This is a genomic window from Calditrichota bacterium (assembly GCA_013152715.1).
GTDB lineage: Bacteria > Zhuqueibacterota > Zhuqueibacteria > Thermofontimicrobiales > Thermofontimicrobiaceae > 4484-87.
The window spans coordinates 1-18,976 of record JAADFU010000052.1 but is presented as its reverse complement, the minus strand read 5'-3'; the positions used below and the strand labels follow the sequence as shown (position 1 = coordinate 18,976).

Sequence of the window (18,976 nt, the reverse complement as noted above, 5' to 3'; positions counted from 1 at the left end):
TCATGAAGATTTAAGAAAAAAAATTATGAAAAAACCAGTTTTGGCAATAATCGGCCGGCCTAACGTCGGCAAATCAACGCTTTACAATCGCATTATTCGAAAACGCGACGCCATCGTCGATGACCAGCCCGGCGTGACGCGCGACCGCAAATATGCCGACGCGGACTGGGCAGGCGTGGCGTTCACCATCATCGACACTGGCGGCTACCTTCCGGACAAAGAAAATTTAATCCATCAGGCTGTGGTCAATCAAGTGTATCAGGCGATCAACGAAGCCGACGTCATCGTGCTCGTGCTGGACGTTACGACCGGAATCGCTTCGCTGGACGCAGAAGTCGCCAACATTTTAAAAAAAAGCAACAAGCCTGTGGTTCTCGCCGTCAACAAAGTGGACAACCGGGAACGGGAATTGGACGCGATGGAATTTTATCAACTGGGCATGGGCGATCCGATACCGATTTCTGCGCTCGGCGGACGAAACATCGGCGATTTTCTGGACAAAGTTGTCGAGAAATTTCCCCGTTTGACGCCGGAAACGGATGAGTCGGACGAAGCGATCAAGATTGCCGTGGTTGGCAGACCCAACGTTGGGAAATCTTCGTTTGTAAATGCGCTGCTTGGCGAAGAACGCCACATCGTTACGGAAATCCCCGGCACCACGCGCGATGCGATTGATTCTCCGTTCAAATATTACGGTCAGGATTTTTTGCTCATCGACACTGCCGGTTTGCGCAAACGGGCAAAAGTCAAAGAGTCTGTCGAATATTTTTCCACGGTGCGCACTTTTGCCGGCATCCACCGCTGCGATGTGGCGGTGATCATCATCGATGCCACCGAGGGACTCACGGACCAGGACAAAAATATCATCGAAGAAGCGGTGAAATTCAAAAAAGGCATTATTTTGGCGGTGAATAAATGGGATCTGATAAAAAAAGATACTTACACCGCAAAAGAATTTGAAACGGACATCAAAGACAAAATTTCTTTTGCAAATTATATCCCGATCATTTTCATTTCAGCCCTGACGCGGCAGCGCGTGTTTAAAGTCATCGAGCGGGTGAAAAATATCTATCAGGAACGCCAGAAAAAAATCAAAACCAGCGAGCTCAATCAATATTTTGAACCGATTTTGGCAACAACAACGCCGGCGGCTGTCGCCGGGAAAGAAATTAAAATAAAATACATCACGCAGGTAAAAAATAATCCGCCGATTATTGCATTTTTTTGCAACTTCCCGGATTTGATTAAATCTAATTATAAAGCATTTTTGGAGAGAAAAATACGCGAACAGTACGGATTCGAGGGGGTTCCGGTTACTATCGTTTTCAGGAGAAAATAATCATTGAAAATTTTGAGAAATTTCTTAATCGCCGCACTGCTTCTTGCCATTGGAGTTAATTCGGGAATCGGTCAGATTTCTCCCAATCATTTGAAAGCGCAGTTTGAATCCGGCAAATTAAGCTACATCCAATATTTGGAATACAGCGCGTTAAATTTGTACGAGCCAAATCGTGTACCGCAGGAATATCGTATTGCCGAATCCGCTGTTCCTCAGCGTAGCGGGACTTTTTTGGTGCAACAAATCAAAGAGCACTGGAATGAACTGAATTCAGAGGCGCAAAAAATTCTTGCCAAACATCTCCAGCGGCGAAACGACTTGCCCTACAGCTACGTCACTCGGGACGGACAATTTCGTATCCATTACACCACTACCGGCAGCGACTCTGTGGATGCGACGGATGCAAATAAAAACGGGATTCCAGATTACGTGGAAATCGCCGGTGAAAATTTCCAGTATATTCGCCATTTGCTTGTTGACAGTCTTGGCTATAAACCACCAGCGGTAGATTCCAGCGGCAATGGCAAACAATTCGACGTGTATCTCGTCAATTTGGGCATCTATTACGGCATCACTTATCTTGAAAAAATCGTACCCGGTTCGGACAACCGCTATTCCTGCTACATGGAAATCGAAAATGATTTTCGCGATTTTCCCACGCCGCCGATTGAGTCGCTGGAAGTGACTTCGGCTCACGAATATTTTCATGTGGTACAGGTCAATTATGCGTACCGGGATTCCGACGTGTTTTACATGGAAATGTCTTCCGTGTGGATGGAAGATTTCGCACACACGGAAGTGAACGATTATTTGAATTATCTGCCATCATTTTTTAACCATATAAATTATCCCTTTTCCTACACCAACAACGGCTACGAATACGCTTCGGCGCTGTGGAATCACATGATCGTCCGCAAATATGGTCCGGATATCATTCGCAAAATCTGGGAAACAATTCCCCAAGAAGCTGCGCTGCAGGCGATCAGAGATGTTTTGCAGAACTACGGTACTTCGTTTGAAAAAGAATTAGCTTCATTCGGACTCTGGAACTATTTCACGGGCACGCACAGCGACACCGTCAATTTCTATCCCGAAGGAAATTTGTACCCGGAAGTGCGCTTCAACCAGCAGGAGACTTTGCTCGATCATCATATTTTCGTGGAAGCCAGCATGAGCAAGTTATCTTCCGCCTTCTACCGCGTGCTTGATTTGCCGAACAATTATTCCGTCGCCGTCATCGTTTCTAATTTTGAGATACCGACAAAAACGTCTTACGGGAATTTTGATCCTTCTGATAAGGCGGCGTTGAGCTTCGATCTTTACGTTTTGCCTGAAGACACTTTGGCGCAGCGGGATTTTTTGGTCGCCAATCAGTTGATAAAAATCAGCGACTTCCACGCCATTCGGCTGAATATCCGTCAAAAAGACAATTGGGTCGCTCAGTCGGTCGTGTTTGATGCAGAAGGAAATTATAAAGTTACTCAGTTTTTTCCGGGATTTTCTGCCGAAGAAAATCAGAATTTCATTCAAAATATTTTCCCCAATCCGTTTGTGATCGGAGTTAATGGACCTGTCGTGATTTCAGCGTATCTTCACGACGAAGACATGGGCGAATTGTACATTTATTCCTCGGACGGGCGCAGGATGAAATCGTTCCCGTTCGATGCCTCCAATTTCTATTTCACGACTTTCGAGTGGGACGGCGTGACTGAAAACGGCAGCAGTGCCGGCAGCGGCGTTTATGTGGCGGTATTGCGCGTTGGGGACAAAACGAATATTAAAAAATTTGCTATCATCAGAAAGTGAGATTTATGAATACTTTGATCGAGTTTCTGCTCATTGCGCCGCCGATTTTGCTGGCGCTAACGATACACGAATTTTCCCACGGCTACGTCGCTTATCGTTTGGGAGATCCCACAGCGAAACTGGCCGGCAGACTATCGCTCAACCCACTCGTTCATCTGGACTTGCTGGGAACTGCCATGTTGTTCATCGTGCACATTGGCTGGGCAAAACCGGTGCCGGTCAATCCGCTGCTGCTACGCAATCCCAAACGCGATTTGTTGTGGGTTTCCCTCGCCGGTCCCGCGTCGAATCTGGCGCTGGCGTTGGTCTTCGGCATCGGCTGCCGCTTGCTTGGCGTGACCAGTTTGCGCACCCTGCAACCGGGAATTTTGGGATTTGTGCAATTCATGTTTGCGTTCGGCATGATGATTAATATCGTGCTGGCATTTTTCAACTTGATCCCAATTCCTCCGCTGGACGGTTCAAAAATTTTATTGGGATTAACACCCGCCCGCTACGAGCATGCGCTTCAGCCTTATTTGCAATTCGGTCCTGTGCTTCTCATTGCTCTCATTGCATTCGGCTACGTAACGAAAGTTTCCATTTTGTGGACAATTTTGAATCCGTTTGTGAAGTTTTTTTCGTATTTGTTCGCCGGGGCGGATTTGGGGTTTTAATGGTGAAAAATAGCACGCGGATTTTTTCCCCAAGTGTAGTCCACTTCAAAAGTGGACTACACTTTCTGAAACAAGAAATTTTTTCAAGTAAACAGACGATACGAAGGTACCGCCCAAATATTTGGTTCGGCAAGCTTTTTAATTTTAACACCTCGATAAATAACGATGCCGCCTTTCCATTCTCTCCCTAAAATATTGGCTATTTTTACAAGACCAGTAAAATCAGATTGAGCTATTTTGTCTCTGGATTTTATTTCAAGTCCTATGACACCGTCCGGAGTGGTTATTAACAGGTCGATTTCCAGACCGGAACGCGTGCGATAAAAATATATTTCTGCATCGCGTTGTCTTGTTTTAATCCATTTAAATATTTCGGAGACAACCATTGTTTCAAAAAGCTGTCCTGACATTTCCCCCAAAAAACCAGTGAGAGTACGAAAAAGTCCCACATCCAGCCAGTAAAGTTTTGGCGTTTTAACAAGAGAACTGGTAATGTTCTTAAAATAGGGTTGTAACAAAATAACCTGATAAGAGATCGTGAGATATTGCAAATATCTTCGCGCGGTATCCACGCTGACGCCGGCATCCCGTGCGAGTTCTGAATAATTCAGTAGTTGTGCTGATCGCAGAGCGGATAATTTTTGGAATTTTCTGAATGGCATTAAATCAGTCAGTCGGGCGAGGTCAGCAATATCTCTTTCCAGATAGGTATATTCGTAGTCTCGCAGCCATTTCCTCTTTTTGTCATCGGGAATATGCAGCAGCGCAGGCATGGCGCCCCATTTTAAGAGATATTGTTCTGCCCTGAGTCTACCATTTTGCTCGCGACCGAATAATGCACTGGGTTCGAACAAGAAAACTTCTTCCAGAGATTTTTCGGTAATAATTTTGTCAATAAGAGGCGCCGGTGGAAGGGTATTTGCTTTGTCATAACAGATTTCGCTCATAAGCAGAGGCCATAATTCATGGATAGAAACTCTGCCAGCCAAAGATTCACGGATATTTTTCATCAACAGGATTTGGCTCGACCCCAAAATGACCTGAAAAGTGATTTCCTTTTCGTCGTAACTAAATTTGATTTTGTCAAAAACGATTGGCTCTTTTTGCGCCTCATCGATAATCGCATTGCCGATATCTTTTCCCCAGGAATGCGTGGAAATTTCTCTGACCAACTCGCGATTTTCCGGCGCGTCCAGATTGATGTATTTCAATTCCGGATAGGTCAATTTTGCCAGGGTTGTTTTCCCTGTTTGCCTTGCCCCGGTGAGAAGAATCAAACCTTTCTCATTAGATTGAGGAAGGTAATTTTGTAATATTCGATATTTCTGCTTTTCTTCGCTCATCATCATAAAATATACAGCTTTTTTTACGATAAGTCAAGAAGTTTTTTGAAGAATGGCAAATTGAAAGAGGCGTAGCCCACTTTTGAAGTGGACGACACCTTTAAAAGAATTATCCTCAAATTTCCGTCGGCACGATCGACTGATATTTGTAGAATGTGCCGGTATTGAACAGCACAACGCGGTCGTCGGGTTTAATCCAATTTTCAGCGAGCAATTTTTTCAGTGCGGCAAGCGCGGCGCCGCCTTCGGGACAAAAGAGGAGACCCTCTTTTTCAGCGGCGAATTTCAGTGACTGCAAAATCTCATCGTCCGACACAGCGACAGCAGTGCCACGGCTTTCGCGAACTGCCCGCAAGATGAGAAAATCACCGATAGCTTTGGGCACGCGCAACCCCATGGCAAAAGTGTGCGGATTTTCCCATTCCGCGGCATGTTCAGTATTCTCCTCGAAGGCGCGAACCATGGGCGCGCAGCCGGCAGATTGCGCCACCACCATTTTCGGTTTTTTGCCGGAAATCCAGCCCAAGGCTTCCATTTCAGCAAAAGCTTTCCACATGCCAATTAATCCTGTACCGCCGCCAGTGGGATAAATGATCACGTCCGGCAAATTCCACGCAAACTGGAAAGCCAGCTCGTAGCCCATTGTTTTTTTGCCTTCGATGCGGTAAGGCTCTTTGAGCGTGGACACGTCGCACCAGCCCTTTCCCTGACCTTTCTTTTTCAAATGAGCGCCGCAGTCGGTAATTAAGCCGTCCACTAACTCAACATCAGCGCCGAAAAATTTGCATTCCTGAACAAATGCAGTCGGCGTATCTTTGGGCATGGCGACGTGAGCCTCAATCTCGGCGAGCGCCGCGTAAGCTGCCAGCGCGCCGCCGGCATTGCCAGCCGTGGGAATGGACAGCGCCGAGACGCCCAATTCCGCTGCCCGAGATACAGCCAGACACAAGCCGCGCGCCTTGAACGAGCCCGTCGGATTGGGAGATTCGTCTTTGACGTAAAGATTTTTCAGCCCCAAAATTTTCGCCAGTTTTTCCGCCCGCAGCAAAGGCGTGTTTCCTTCTCCCAGCGTCAGTCGAAATTTTTCGTTTTTCACCGGCAACAGCGGCGCCAGGTCCCAGATGCCTGAGTACAATTGGCGAATTTTTTCTTTGTCTAAATTTTTCGCTTGGGAAAGATCGTACCGCACCAGTAGCGGCGCGCCGCACTGGCAGAGATTAATCAATTGATCAGAAGCGTAGGTTTGGTGACAACGAGAGCATTCCAGGTGAGTGAAAAAAGTCATTGATCTCCTCGTTTTGTGTGTCAAACGAAAAAGCTAAAAAATAATTTTCTCACACGGAGACACAAAGCCACAAAGTAAAAAAAATGCAGCGCCGACAATCTGCACTGCATTAATTTTTTCTTGATTTTTCAAAGCTGATTTCTCTTCTCCGGAACATTTTTCGTGAGTTCATCATTCAGCGATTGGACAATTTCATCAATATTTGTTATTCCTCTCAATTTCGCTTGTAACTCAAGCGTTCCCCAGGCGGGACGGCCGCCTCAGGAGAAACAGTAAATACCAATTCGCTCCAGCGCGCCAATTAATGCCGGATATTGATAAACGATTTCAGAAATTTTTGTGTCTTTGGTGATCATAAATGCGCTCCCTGTTAATGTGTTAAAAAATTGCCAATGTTCCTTTTTACCAAAAAATAGCTCGTGGGTTCCGGGCTATTAAAACGGACCAAAAAAATCGATTTTGTCAACAAGATTTTTGTATTTGCAGGCGTTTATTTTGACGCAGTAACGGAAAGAAAGATTCAATTGCAATCCAAAAAATTGATGGCTTCGATCAGTTGCCAATCATTCGCCGGTTTCACAAGTAGTTGACACGGCTGCAGCGCAACGAGTAGTTGTTCTTTTAGTAATTGAGTGTTCCCAGTGAGAAAAATAATGGGAACGCGCGATTGCCGACGAATAATTTTTGCCGCATCGATCCCCGTGCCATCGCCTCTGAGAATGACGTCCATAAAAATCAAATCCGGACATTGTAACTTGGAAATCTCTACGGCTTGATGCGCGGTGGGCACGATTGATTTCACGCGGAATCCCATCTCTTCAAGCCGCAGTTTTAATTCTAATGCAATAATGGCCTCATCTTCAACGATGAGAATGTTTTTCACAGTCACTTCTTTTCCCCCGGGAAAGAAATTTCAAATTGAGTTCCTTGCTCCCTTTTTATAGTTAACTTTCCCTCTAATTGTTCCGTCAAAATTTTCACTAATTGCAACCCCAATGAAGCGGAATTGTCGATGGAGTTTGTTAGCGGGAGGCCGATTCCATTATCCCGGCAGATGATGACGATTCGTTCATTGTCGGCCTTTTTTAAGCGCACGATAATATCGCCGGATTTGCCATCGGGAAAAGCATGTTTGATGGCGTTGGTGATCAATTCATTCAAAATAAGAGCGCAAGGGATAGCGCGATCCATGTCAAGATAAATTTCTTCTCCGAAAAAGTGAATGTGAATGCGACTGTCCAAATCATAAATTGCGCTCAGTTGCTGGAGCAAATCCTGAATATATTGTTTCATATTGACGGCTGAAAACTGAGCTGACTGGTAAAGCTTTTCGTGAACCAGCGCCATCGTATAAATTCGGTCACGACTATTGATAAACGCTTCGATAGCCTGATCTTTATTTTGAATCTTTCGCGCCTGCAAATTGAGTAAACTCACGACCAAATTCAGGTTATTTTTGACGCGATGATGAATTTCACTGAGCAAAACATCTCTCTCTTTCAGATGTTTGGAAATTTCTTTTTCTCTGTTTTTCTGCTCCGTGATGTCGTTCACCGCCAGCAAGATCATCTCGGTTTTCTCTTTGCGCTGATAAATGCGGCGCGCATTGAGAATTTTAACATGCTCGCCCAGTTTGGGAAGATCAAATTTAACTTCAAAATTTTTAAAGCTCGTGTTTTGCGGCAAAATTTTTTCCAACAAGGCGCGAAGTTCGGGAATGTCCCAATGGCCGTCTCGCAGGTCGAAAATACTTTTTCCGTTCGCCTGTTGCGGCGTCTCTCCAAATGTTTCGTAAAAAGCTCTGTTGGCAGAAATAATGCGAAATTGAGGATCCAAAACGATAAGCGGTTCGTGGATTGTCTCGAGGATGCTTTCAGCAAACTGCCTGGCTTTTTTGATTTCTTTTTGCGCCTGTCTTTCTCTGGATTGATCGCGGAAAACGAGCACTACCCCGGTGATATTTCCGGCCCCGTCCCGAACGGGAGCTCCGCTGTCAGCGATGGGGATCTCGCTTCCATCTTTGGCGATCAGCAGCGTGTGATTTGCCAGTCCCACGACAACACCTTCGCGCAGTACTCGCTCTACCGGGCTTCCGATATCTCTGCGGCTGTCTTCGTTGATTATTTTGAAAACAGCACTCAAATGATGTCCCAACGCATCGGATTCAGTCCACCCGATGAGCTTTTCGGCTTCCTTGTTCATATTCACAATTTTGCCCTGAATATCTGTAACAATCACTCCGTCGCCGATGCTCATCAGCGTTGTCCGATATTTTTCTTCGCTAATTTTAAGCGCGAATTCTGCGCGCTTTTGTTCTGTGATATCTTTGACAAATTCCGCCACTCCGACAATTTCCCCCGTCATCGGATCTTTAATCGGATGGCTGTATAACTCAATCCACTCGACGGGTGAGCCCGGAAGTCCTGGCACAACATTATGTTCGGTTTTCCCGGACTCCATACACAGCAAAGTTGGGCAAGGATCACACGGTACGGTTATTCCGTGATAGGCGTTGTAACATTTTTTCCCTTCCAGAGGTAAATTTTCCTGATACCATTTATTCATGCTCGAATTCACTTTTTGCACCGTCAAATCAGGAGATAAAATGCTGATGCCATCGCTGATGCTATTCAACGTTGCCCAGAGCATAGCAGAATTATGCAGTGCGTGCGATTGATCCAGATGAAATCGTTCCAGGTTTTCAAACAAATGATCAATTTGTCGGTCAATCGTATCGGATTCGGTGGGAGAGTAATAAAAATTCTGGCAAATGTGCCCTCCTTTCACCATAAATGGGTGCATCGCAAACAGATTTTTGACTAACTCCGCGCTGAAAGACTTTCTGTTGTACATGCAAATATTGATACAATCATTCTCCGGCAAAAATTGTCCATCCATTTTATTTTCGTATTCGAGAATTTTATCTTCGCCGGAAATGTTCCTGGTCACAGTCGCCAAATCGCAAATGACGCGCAAAGCAGGATAGCCCTCGGATTTCGCTTGTTTGCATTGTTCACCCAAGGAATTGAGCATCTGATCGGGGGAAAATTCGCCCTCATGCTCATAAAATTCAGCATCCGTGATCTGTTGAAATTGGCCCGATTTTACAAATTGCTCTATTGCAAAATTCTGCGCGGAGAGCTGTTGTTTGGCAGCACCTAATATTTCCTCATCGCAAAAAATAATCGTTTTTTCGCCGTTGCGAAGGCCGGAAATAATAAAAGACGCCAGAGTAGAATCGCGCTGCTGAAAATTCTCGTAGATATGGCAGATGTGGTCATGGATTCGCAACGAGCTGAAATCGCGAATGTGCGAAAGGTCGAGTTTTTCAAATGCAAACTTTTCAGAATGCGGCGTGATACCGAAAAAGGATTCAAAAGCACTTGCTGCAACTCTTTTGCCGGCGTTCTCTTTTTCGCTGGCCATCATGTCTTCTCCCATGAAATAAGATTTTTGCTCAGTGCAATCCGCCGCAAATTTTCCGAAAACAGGTGGGCTCAAAAAAAATCTACATTTGGATTGAACTTTCTATTAAAAATTTTTATCATTGTTAATCGAATTGCACATTATCTGCATGGGATACTTATAGGCTCATGGCGCTTTTCAAAAAAACTTAGGAGGGACGACGTTGATTCAATTGTAAAAAAAATTTCTGTCGTAATGTTGAAACAAGAAAATTTATGTTTCACGATAAAGGTAGCAAAGAATTCGCTCAGAAGCAAGCATTTTTTGAAATTTGACGTAAAACCTCAGTTCCGGGCGGGAAATATAAAAAAAACTAAAAAAAATGACATCTCACAAATAAATTTTTTATCTTTTCTGTATGAAAAGATCCTGTACTTTGGCCATTTTAGCAATAAAAAATATCTTACAAACAGCACAAAGTTCTTAACAATCGGCAAAGAGCAAAGCCTTTGTGATATTTATTGGTAATTTAGGCGGGTTGCCGTCGACATCAAAGCTAATTAGTTTGCCTTGTTTAGTTCGTTGCCAGCTTTCCTCATCTAACCAAAAGCGCCGTAGGAGCGAAATATTATCCGCTCAAACTCAGGACACTGCCATCAACTGCTCCAACATCTCAATGATCATCATTTCTCGACGATCTAGGTCATTGTCCGTCAAAGACAGGTCTTTGAGCAACGTGATCACATTCTTGACTTCTTCTGCTGAACATTTTTCTCGTAAGATCATTACCGCATCTTTGATCATCTCCGGGGCATTGTCCCGTATCTGTTGCAGATTTTTTTCAAATTCTGAATTTAATTCTTCTTTGGAGATGTGAAATTGTTTGGTCAAAACGTCAAAAATCATCTTTTTTTCATCGTCAGTGACTTTTCCGTCTGCCAGAGCGATCACATTGAATAAAGTCATAATTGCTGTTCTGAGGCGCATGAGAATTCCCTTTCGCTATCAATAAATTGAGTTTATTAGTTTGATGAAAAACTTTAGCAAATGATTGGAACTTCTTGAGATAATTTTACAAATCCACTCCCAAAAGCATGCGAAAGCCGTAGCCAACCAAAAAGCTTAATAGCGCCACGCTGAAACTCAGGACGGACATTTCCCAGAATCTTGCCGAAAAAGATTCGCCACGAGCGACAGCAATGAAGTAGTTGAACACCGCGATAATTGCGATCGCCGCTGCCAGCGTCACTGCCAGGCAAACGAAATAGTTTTTCAGCAGCAAATATGGCAAAATCAGCAGCGCTACAGTGAGCACGTAAGTTGTTCCCGTGTAAAATGCCGCCCGTCTGGGATTTCGTTCGTCATTTTCTGATTTTGTCGAAAGATATTCCGATGCCGCCATGGAAAGCGCAGCGGCAAATCCGGTGATGAGACCGCTGAGCGCGATCAATCGCGTGTTTTGCAACGCAAGCGTCAAACCAGCAAGCGCGCCCGTCAATTCCACGAGCGCATCGTTCAACCCCAGCACCATAGATCCGGCGTAGCGCAGCCGCTCTTCGTCTAACAGATCGACCAGTTGTTTTTCATGCTCATTTTCCTCGAGCATAATTCCTTCCGCTTCAGGGAATTGATCGATCAGTAAGCGATAGCTTTCCTGCGCGTCAGTTTCACCGTTTTCCATCAATTTCACGGCAAAAGTGAAACCGAAGATTCGGTTGAGCAAACAATAGAAAAACACTTTCCGGCGATCTGGTTTCACTTCCTTGCCGGAAATTTTCTGCCAAATCCGGTAATGACGATATTCTTCGACAGCGATTTTATCTAAGACGCTGCGATTGTGTTCATCTCGCTGCTTCTTGGCTAATTTTTTGTAGATCTCGTGTTCCGTAATTTCATTTTTCTGGTGAATGAGTAATTGCTTTCGAACCGACTCGCTCAATGCCATTTTAGTTTCCATATTTTTTCCAATTTATATCGCAAAAGAATTTGCCTCCAATCCGTCCGGCGCAGAAGCCTTTCCTCGATAAATGTCCCAATAGTATTTTTTCGCTTCTCCTAATTGTCGATACAATTCATGTTTTTCGTCAGCACGCTGCCTGGCGATCACTTCATTCTTAGCATCGACCAGCAGCAGCTTTTGTGCGCGATTCATGATACCGGCAGTTCCCACGCTGCAAACCGCCACGACTGCGTTGGATTTCACCAGATCAATCAGCTCGCCATAAGACAGATCGCGTTCATTGACTGTAACGCCCATCTGGCGCAAAATTGCAACAATCCCTTTGATCGTCACCGAAGGCAGGATCAGATTGCTCTCGGGAATTTTGATCACACTGCCATCGCGCAAGGCAAACAAAGCGCAGGAAGAATCCCATTCCGTAATTGTTCGAGATTCCAACGGTTCGTAAGGGCGGTCGTCCAGCAGCAGCGCAGTGCTGGCTTCTGGCAGGATTTTTTTTGCCTTGTCCACTGCCTTGACGCTGACTAAATAATTAATTCCCAATTTCAAACAACCGGTGCCATTCACTCCCACTGCGCGCACCAGATCGGGCACAACGACGCCGCTGAACGGCTCGCCGAGATATTGGTCGTAACGACAGACCACAGCCCGAATGGAAGGATTATCCGGAAAAGTTACGCCAATGGACTGTGTTTCGTCCACAGTGAATGGTCGCAAATAGCCCTGAGCCTTCAAATCCGCCATTTCTTCCAAAAATTTTACCATTTCCGGATCGCGAAGGTAGCGCAGAAAAATATTCGTTATTTCTTGCACAGAAGGAACAAACGGTTGTTGAGCATTTCCCAAATTAAATGAAATTCCGCGCCGAAAACGCTCTATGTTTTTATTTAAATTCAAAAATCGGACAACCAATTTGCCATTTTCGTCGCGATCACAGAAAAAGCGAATTCCTTCAAACGCGAGAAACAAACCGTAATGAATGGAACGGGACACAGCATAAACTTTGTCATCTCCGGGCATCATGTCAAAAGTTCTATCTTTCAATAAATACCGCATCTGCTTTGTCGCCCACTTAATCCCTTCGAATCCTGCCATATTTTTTCCTCCATGATTTCTAATTCTGGTCAAATATACCGAATAAAATTGGAACACTGATTAACACAGATTTGGCGGATTCCCACGGATTTTTATCTGTGGAAATCCGTTTGATCCGTGTGCATCCGCGTGCTATTTTCATTTACCATTTCCGATCATCGTTACGGCTTTCTCCGTCGCAAACACCAAAGCTTCTGCTGAAATCGGCCCACCGACCGCTGCTTCCATCCACACTCCCGGCGCAATCGATCCCAGGCGGCACATGCGCTCCATTTCCTGCGCCAGATTTCTATTCTGTAAATAATTCTCAATTTGAAACATGATGATAAATCCCAGCGAATAATCCGGTGTGTAAAGTTCCGAATCGATGATGTGGGAATAAATCGCCAGCAAAATCTGATCTTTCGTGCCAAAAACAGGCGCGTAAAATTGGTTCCACACCTCTTTGGCGATTTGAATCGTCGCTGCTTTCAATTCTGCCGGAGTTGCTGTCGGATGTTCGTACATCCAGCGCCAGAGTCGCATATCCACCAATCCCACACCGGCGATTTCGTAGGTGCTCCAGAAAGTGTCCAGCGCTTTCAAATATTCTGCCTGCGGATCTGTTTTCGTCAGGCCCAGCAGTTTCAAATCTCTCGACTGAAACACAAATGCAAACGCCTCAGTGAACGCTGTGTTCGGCACTCCTTGCAGCAAAACATAATCGATCTCGTTCAGGCTAAAAACCTGTTCCACGCAATGACCCAATTCGTGAATAGCAATGTTGAAGCCTTTGTATTTCATGCCGGTTTTGGGAATTCGCGTGCGCAAATGCGCTTTATCTTCGCGGCGTTCGGCGCCCCAGGCATGACCTGCGCCGCGGGAAGGATCAACCACTATTTTGCTGCTCAAAAACGCCGCCTTTTCCGGTGAAAAACTCAAATTGCGCAGAATGTACGGCAAATCTTTTTGAAAAGCAGCCACGTTCGGATAGCGCTTGCCGACAATTTTGTCCAGATAAGCTTCGTCGTAAACGCCGCGTGACTTGAATCCATCGTACCAGATGTCAAACGGCTGCAGCGGCCTGCCGAGGCGTTTTTCGATGAGTTCACCTACTTTTCTTGCCACCGGTGACGAAACAACAGACACGAGCAATTCTTCAAATTGCTTTTCCGGAATCTCACGTTCTGTTTCGAACTTTCGGGCAATAAAAGTTGGCGTCTGCGGAAAATAAGGATCAGCTTTTTTTTCGGCGCGAAACACATTCAGCAGTCGTTGGTAGCGAACATTAGCTTCGGGCTCGGCTTTCAATTTTTTTCCGCTTTCCGCATCCGCAATAGTGTTGTTTTCCGGATCCCAGTCAATTTTCGAATTATCAATCACTGTTGCCGGAATAGTCTGACGAATGATGTGTTCCATGACTCGCTGAATCATGCGCTGGCGGGGGAGACCGTCTTTTTTGGCATATTGCGCCTTCAATTCATCGCGCAAACCCCAGTGAGAAATCAGCCGCAAACCTTCAGGAAAAAGACGCTTTCCGTCAGGAGTAACCAAATGGTGCATGTGAATATTGTAATTGCTGATGTAATTGTCCGCCGCAACCAGCGCCGAGGAAATCTGCTGTTTGATTTCGCCGGGAACCCGGGAATCAAAACGCTGCGCCAATCTCGCTTGCGCCCATTGCTCACGCGTCCATTTGGGGCCCAATTCGAGCCTTTCCCGCAATGAATAAAGCGGAAAATTGAGCAGCGCCGTGAACGCTACTTTTGTTTTGAACAAATTTTCAGTCACCTGGGCAAAGGGATCGTAGCTGGCAAACAACATGTCCACGGGCAGCATAGTCCCAATATCCAGATGCATCGGCTCCTGCAAAGTGCGCTGCATTTCCAGGTTCAAACCGTCGATTTGTTCGAGATTTTTATCGAAGCGCAAAAATGTCTCTGTCAATTCTCGTTTGTCTGCGATAAATTGCGTCTCACAAAATTGAGCGAAATCTTCCTGGCCGCCGTCTTCTGCGCGCCACAATTGCGCTGTTTGTTTGACGCCCTTTTCGATTCTCGCTGCTTGCTCATCGCCGAATTTCGCTGTTAAGTTGGCAATGACTTTTTCTGTGTCTAAATTTGCCGGATTCATTGACTTTTCTCCTCTGTCACAACCACCCCAAAGCAATGACATCATCAAAATTGCCGTAAAAATTAAAAACATCTGTTTTACCATTTTCCCTCCGGAAATAAAACAAATTTCTCAAACAGCAGCCGCAGCATTTAACCACGGCTGCCATTTAATTTTTTTCTCAAGATCAGGATTTATTTTTTCCTCAAAACGACCCGGAATCCAATGTATTCCGGTCGTTCTGTTTTGTACTCACCTTTGCTCTCCGACGGCGTAATTGCTGAAGCGCCCATGACGACGCCGTTTCCATTTTCATCCACGCACCACTCGGCCGCATTGCCGCCGATGTCATAAAGCGGAATTTCGTCAGACATGGGTTTTCTGGAACCGATTTCCATCAGCAACGGACGATACAATTCCAGCTCAGCCACTAACGGCTCCAGTGCGTCAGCTTCGTCCGGTGTCAACTGATAGCCTGCCCAGTAGTCGAGGGTATTTTCATTTTTCGAATTGCCCTTATTTTTCGCGAGCAGCATTTTCATCTCTTTCACCGTGGGCAAACTGTACTTTTTGCCGGTCATTTCAGACAGCCATTTGCAGTAAGCTTTTGCCTGTTCGAAAGTCACCTGATTTACCGGATAATTTTCCGTATCGTAGGGATAAATTTTGCCATGATCAAATACAAGATACTGAGCGCGACTGACTTCAAATCGGCTCACAGCCAGACTGTCGTTCACAGGAACCATTTCTGGCATCAATCGTCCGCCTTTTTTCACGCCGTAATAACCAGTCACTTTGGCGATTCTTTTCTTTTTCAAAGCCAATGCCAGCGGAGAATCTTTTTTCAGCGCTTCGTTCGGCTTCTCGTAAGTCTTGAAAAAATATTTATCGAACCACGCCTTTTCTTCTTCCATTTTACGGCGCTGGTGAGAGATTTTTCTGAAGCCGTGCGGTTCGCCGGGGAAAAGCAAAAACTTGACCGGAGTTTTGCCAATTTGTTGCATGGCGTGATAATGCTCCCAGCCCTGTTCCGTGGGTACGTTTGTATCGTTTGTACCAAAGAAAATAATAGTCGGCGTTTTCACTTTTTCCATTTGAAACAGCGGAGATTTTTTAATGTAATGTTTTACGCGTTTCCATGGCGGTCCCCCGAAATAGGCATTGTCAAAACCCGCGCCAAACGCGCAATTGCCGTAATCGCTCAGCCAGTTTACGTCTCCGGCGCCGGGTGCGCACACCTTGAAGCGATCCGTTTCCACGACACAGGCAATGGTCAAAATCGCGCCGTTGCTCCAGCCCATGATGCCCAATTTGTCCGCATCGACAAGTCCGTTGGCGATCAAATGATCAACGCCACTCAGAATGTCCGGGACTTCCAATTCGTAGTAATGTTTTTTGATGGATTCCATCCATTTTAAGCCGTAATTTCCGCTGCCGTGATAATTCACTTTCAGCACAAAACAGCCCTTGCTCGCCAACAAATTGGGATAATTGGACCAGCGCTCACTGAAACGATCCATGTCCACGCCTGTCGGACCGCCGTGAATGACGCACATCAGTGGATATTTTTTGCCTTTTTTGTACGAATGGGGATAGTACAAAATTCCTTCCACTTGATCGCCCTTGGCGCCTTTCCAATGAATCACTTCGGCTTTGGCAATGTTTTTCTTTTCCAGCCATTTGTTCAATTTAATAATTTTTTTCTGATCAACGATTTTGCCGTGCTCAATTTTGCCAACTTTGATCACCGGCGGCATGCTGGCAGTGGTGTAAGTAAAAATTACTTTGTCGCCATTTTTCTGAGCCGCATTGATAAAAATATTTTCCGCGTGCTCATCTGAAAGGAAAGTCCGTGTCCAACCGGTCCCTTCTTTTTGGTAAAAAGCCAATTTATTTCGCGCGCCATTGGCAAGGGAGACCAGAATCCCTTCTTTTGTCATGTAATAACCGCTCATGCCAAGGTTCCATTTCCAATTTAGCGGAACCCGCTGATATTTTTTGCTGCTGATGTCAAAATAGTACAGCGTCTCCACGCTCACGTAATCGTTGTTGGGATCAGAGGAAAGCGGCTGCGAACAATAAAATCCGCCGCCATCCCAGGTCCACAAAAAGCGCGATGGTTTCATGTTTTTTTCTGTGAAAATTTCTTCGCGAGTTTTTTTCTGTAAATTGTACAAAAATTGCCGCGGGGGAATTTTGTAATCGTAGGGATAATGAATGTTTTGCGCTTCGCTGGTGACGATCCATTTGCCATCCGGCGAAACGGCAAACTGGGAAACTTTGCCCAGGTTTTTGGACAATCGCTTGATTTTTTTAGAAGAGACATTGATCTGAAACAGGCGCACTGGCCAAAAATGTTCCTGGTCGCCGACAACGATCACGTCGTCTTTTTTCTTTTTGAGCTCTTTCTCGTATTGAGTGGTATTTTCGCGTGCCGTGAAAATGATGTGTTTTGCATTCTGCCAATTAAAGGATTGCACGCCCTGCTTCAAATTCGTGATCGCCCAGGGTTCGCCGCCGCGGGAATGCATCAAATAAATCTGCGCGCCTTTGCCTTTTTCCCGTGCTGAAAGAAAGGCAATGTATTTGCCATCCGGAGACCATTTTGGACTACGGTCGCTGTACTCGCCGCGCGTGAGCTGAAGTTGAAAGCTGTCGCTCAAAGAAGTCAAATAAAGATCGCTCACGCTCTGATTTTTTTTGTTATCGGGTCTGGTTTTCGCCCAGACAACCCATTTTCCGCAGGGACTGATGTCAAAACTGCGCGCCGATTCCATTTTCAGCACATCGTCGATGGTCCATGCGCGGGGATCTTTTTTTTCTTTAGCAAAAATTGAAAATGCAAGCAAGACAGAAAGCAAGGAAACAAAAAAGAGGGATTTGTACTTCATGGCGTTCCTCCAATTAAGTTAATGCTCGGGCACCAAAAATTGAAGATTATCGACAAGATTGCTCTGCGCTGCAAACCTCAATATAGTCAAATCAGGTCAATAAATCAAGAATTTTTATTCTTCGGATTCCACTTCCTGACTAATTTTTTTTGAAAAAATCCCTTGATTGAATAATAAAATTATGTTATCTTTCTGGTCTTGGGTTAAGAGTTTTGAGTTCCTGATTTCGCGAAAGTATTTTTTGAAGTAAAAACCAATTCTCTCCGATAATATTTTAATGGTTAACTTTTAGGTCCGAACACATAATGCAAAGCTTAAGCCTACAAACAGACAAAGGAAAGCCCCATGAGCATCCTGACCAGAGATGAAATTTTGAAAGAAATCAAAGCGGGAAACATCGTCATTGACCCATTTGACGAAGAAATGGTCGGCCCGGGATCGGTGGATCTGCACCTGGGCGATAAGTTTCGCATTTTCAAGAAAGTGCACGATATCATTGAAGTAAACGATAGCGCCGATTACAGCGAGATGACTGAGTTGCGCCATGCTCCCGAAGGCATCGTACTCATGCCCGGCGAGACAATTTTAGGCATTACGCGCGAGCGAATTCAATTAGCGTCGGACATCTGCGGCTGGCTCGAAGGGCGGAGCAAGTTTGCGCGACTGGGCCTGTTGGTGCACATTTCCGCCAGCTTCATGCAACCGGGAATTAACAACCAGCAGGTGCTGGAAATGACCAATTTCAGTCCCATGCCGCTGCGTATTCATCCGGGAACTGCCATTTGCCAGTTCATTTTCCAGCGCACCATCGGCGAGGCGAAATATGAAGGGAGATTTCGCAATCAGGTGAATAATGATTTTTGAGTGTGATTGCCGCTTCTCGGGCATTAGAGAAATTGTCAGATTTTGGACATCAATTAAAAAAGCTGAATGTCCCCAAAAATTCTGGAAATTTCTAAATAAAAATAACTTTTTTTACCGGAAAAAATGATTTCGAAAATTTATGATTCTCATTTTTTCATAATTAATTTAAAAACGTTCAACCCTTTCAGGGTTGCCCTTTCAAAATGAACTTCATTTCTCCTACAAATGTTCAACATCTTTG

At 45.1% G+C, this 18,976-nt stretch carries 13 protein-coding genes; 4 read left to right on the top strand and 9 right to left on the bottom strand.

Features of this window, described 5'->3' with window-relative positions:
• Positions 1-25 precede the first annotated feature (25 nt).
• Genes GXO74_04590 through GXO74_04580 form a run of 3 tightly spaced genes read left to right on the top strand, consistent with a single transcriptional unit; the run spans position 26 to position 3,801 of the window.
• On the top strand, positions 26-1,339 hold the full coding sequence (locus GXO74_04590) for a ribosome biogenesis GTPase Der (GenBank protein ID NOZ60939.1): 1,314 nt from the start codon (positions 26-28) through the stop codon (positions 1,337-1,339).
• Between the two features lie 3 nt (positions 1,340-1,342).
• Complete coding sequence (locus GXO74_04585) at positions 1,343-3,145, top strand: hypothetical protein (GenBank protein ID NOZ60938.1); 1,803 nt, start codon at positions 1,343-1,345, stop codon at positions 3,143-3,145.
• A 5-nt stretch (positions 3,146-3,150) separates the two neighbouring features.
• A complete protein-coding gene (locus GXO74_04580) occupies positions 3,151-3,801 on the top strand; it encodes a site-2 protease family protein (GenBank protein ID NOZ60937.1) in 651 nt (216 codons plus the stop codon).
• An 83-nt stretch (positions 3,802-3,884) separates the two neighbouring features.
• Here GXO74_04580 and GXO74_04575 read toward each other — a convergent pair whose 3' ends face one another.
• The 9 genes from GXO74_04575 to GXO74_04535 form a co-directional block, all read right to left on the bottom strand.
• Entirely contained in the window at positions 3,885-5,150 is a 1,266-nt protein-coding gene (locus GXO74_04575) for an ATP-binding protein (GenBank protein ID NOZ60936.1), read from the bottom strand.
• Between the two features lie 109 nt (positions 5,151-5,259).
• Complete coding sequence (locus GXO74_04570; GenBank protein ID NOZ60935.1) at positions 5,260-6,429, bottom strand: threonine synthase; 1,170 nt, start codon at positions 6,427-6,429, stop codon at positions 5,260-5,262.
• Between the two features lie 520 nt (positions 6,430-6,949).
• On the bottom strand, positions 6,950-7,318 hold the full coding sequence (locus tag GXO74_04565) for a response regulator (protein ID NOZ60934.1): 369 nt from the start codon (positions 7,316-7,318) through the stop codon (positions 6,950-6,952).
• A complete protein-coding gene (locus tag GXO74_04560; GenBank protein NOZ60933.1) occupies positions 7,315-9,858 on the bottom strand; it encodes a PAS domain S-box protein in 2,544 nt (847 codons plus the stop codon). The genes GXO74_04565 and GXO74_04560 overlap by 4 nt, the downstream gene beginning before the upstream one ends.
• A 618-nt stretch (positions 9,859-10,476) precedes the next feature.
• Positions 10,477-10,821 (bottom strand): hypothetical protein, encoded by a 345-nt coding sequence (locus GXO74_04555; GenBank protein ID NOZ60932.1) that lies wholly within the window; start codon positions 10,819-10,821, stop codon positions 10,477-10,479.
• 85 nt (positions 10,822-10,906) lie between these two features.
• Positions 10,907-11,791, bottom strand: coding sequence for a rubrerythrin family protein (locus tag GXO74_04550; protein NOZ60931.1), 885 nt, complete (start codon positions 11,789-11,791; stop codon positions 10,907-10,909).
• Between the two features lie 12 nt (positions 11,792-11,803).
• Positions 11,804-12,889 (bottom strand): hypothetical protein, encoded by a 1,086-nt coding sequence (locus GXO74_04545; protein ID NOZ60930.1) that lies wholly within the window; start codon positions 12,887-12,889, stop codon positions 11,804-11,806.
• Positions 12,890-13,027: 138 nt separating this feature from the next.
• Positions 13,028-15,001, bottom strand: a complete 1,974-nt coding sequence (locus GXO74_04540; protein NOZ60929.1) for a hypothetical protein — start codon at positions 14,999-15,001, stop codon at positions 13,028-13,030.
• A gap of 173 nt (positions 15,002-15,174) precedes the next feature.
• The gene (locus GXO74_04535) at positions 15,175-17,871 is read right to left on the bottom strand and encodes a prolyl oligopeptidase family serine peptidase (GenBank protein ID NOZ60928.1); all 2,697 of its coding nucleotides are present in this window, start codon (positions 17,869-17,871) and stop codon (positions 15,175-15,177) included.
• 345 nt (positions 17,872-18,216) lie between these two features.
• Here GXO74_04535 and dcd point away from each other — a divergent pair, with 345 nt between their 5' ends.
• Complete coding sequence (dcd, locus tag GXO74_04530) at positions 18,217-18,735, top strand: dCTP deaminase (GenBank protein NOZ60927.1); 519 nt, start codon at positions 18,217-18,219, stop codon at positions 18,733-18,735.
• Positions 18,736-18,976 lie beyond the last annotated feature (241 nt).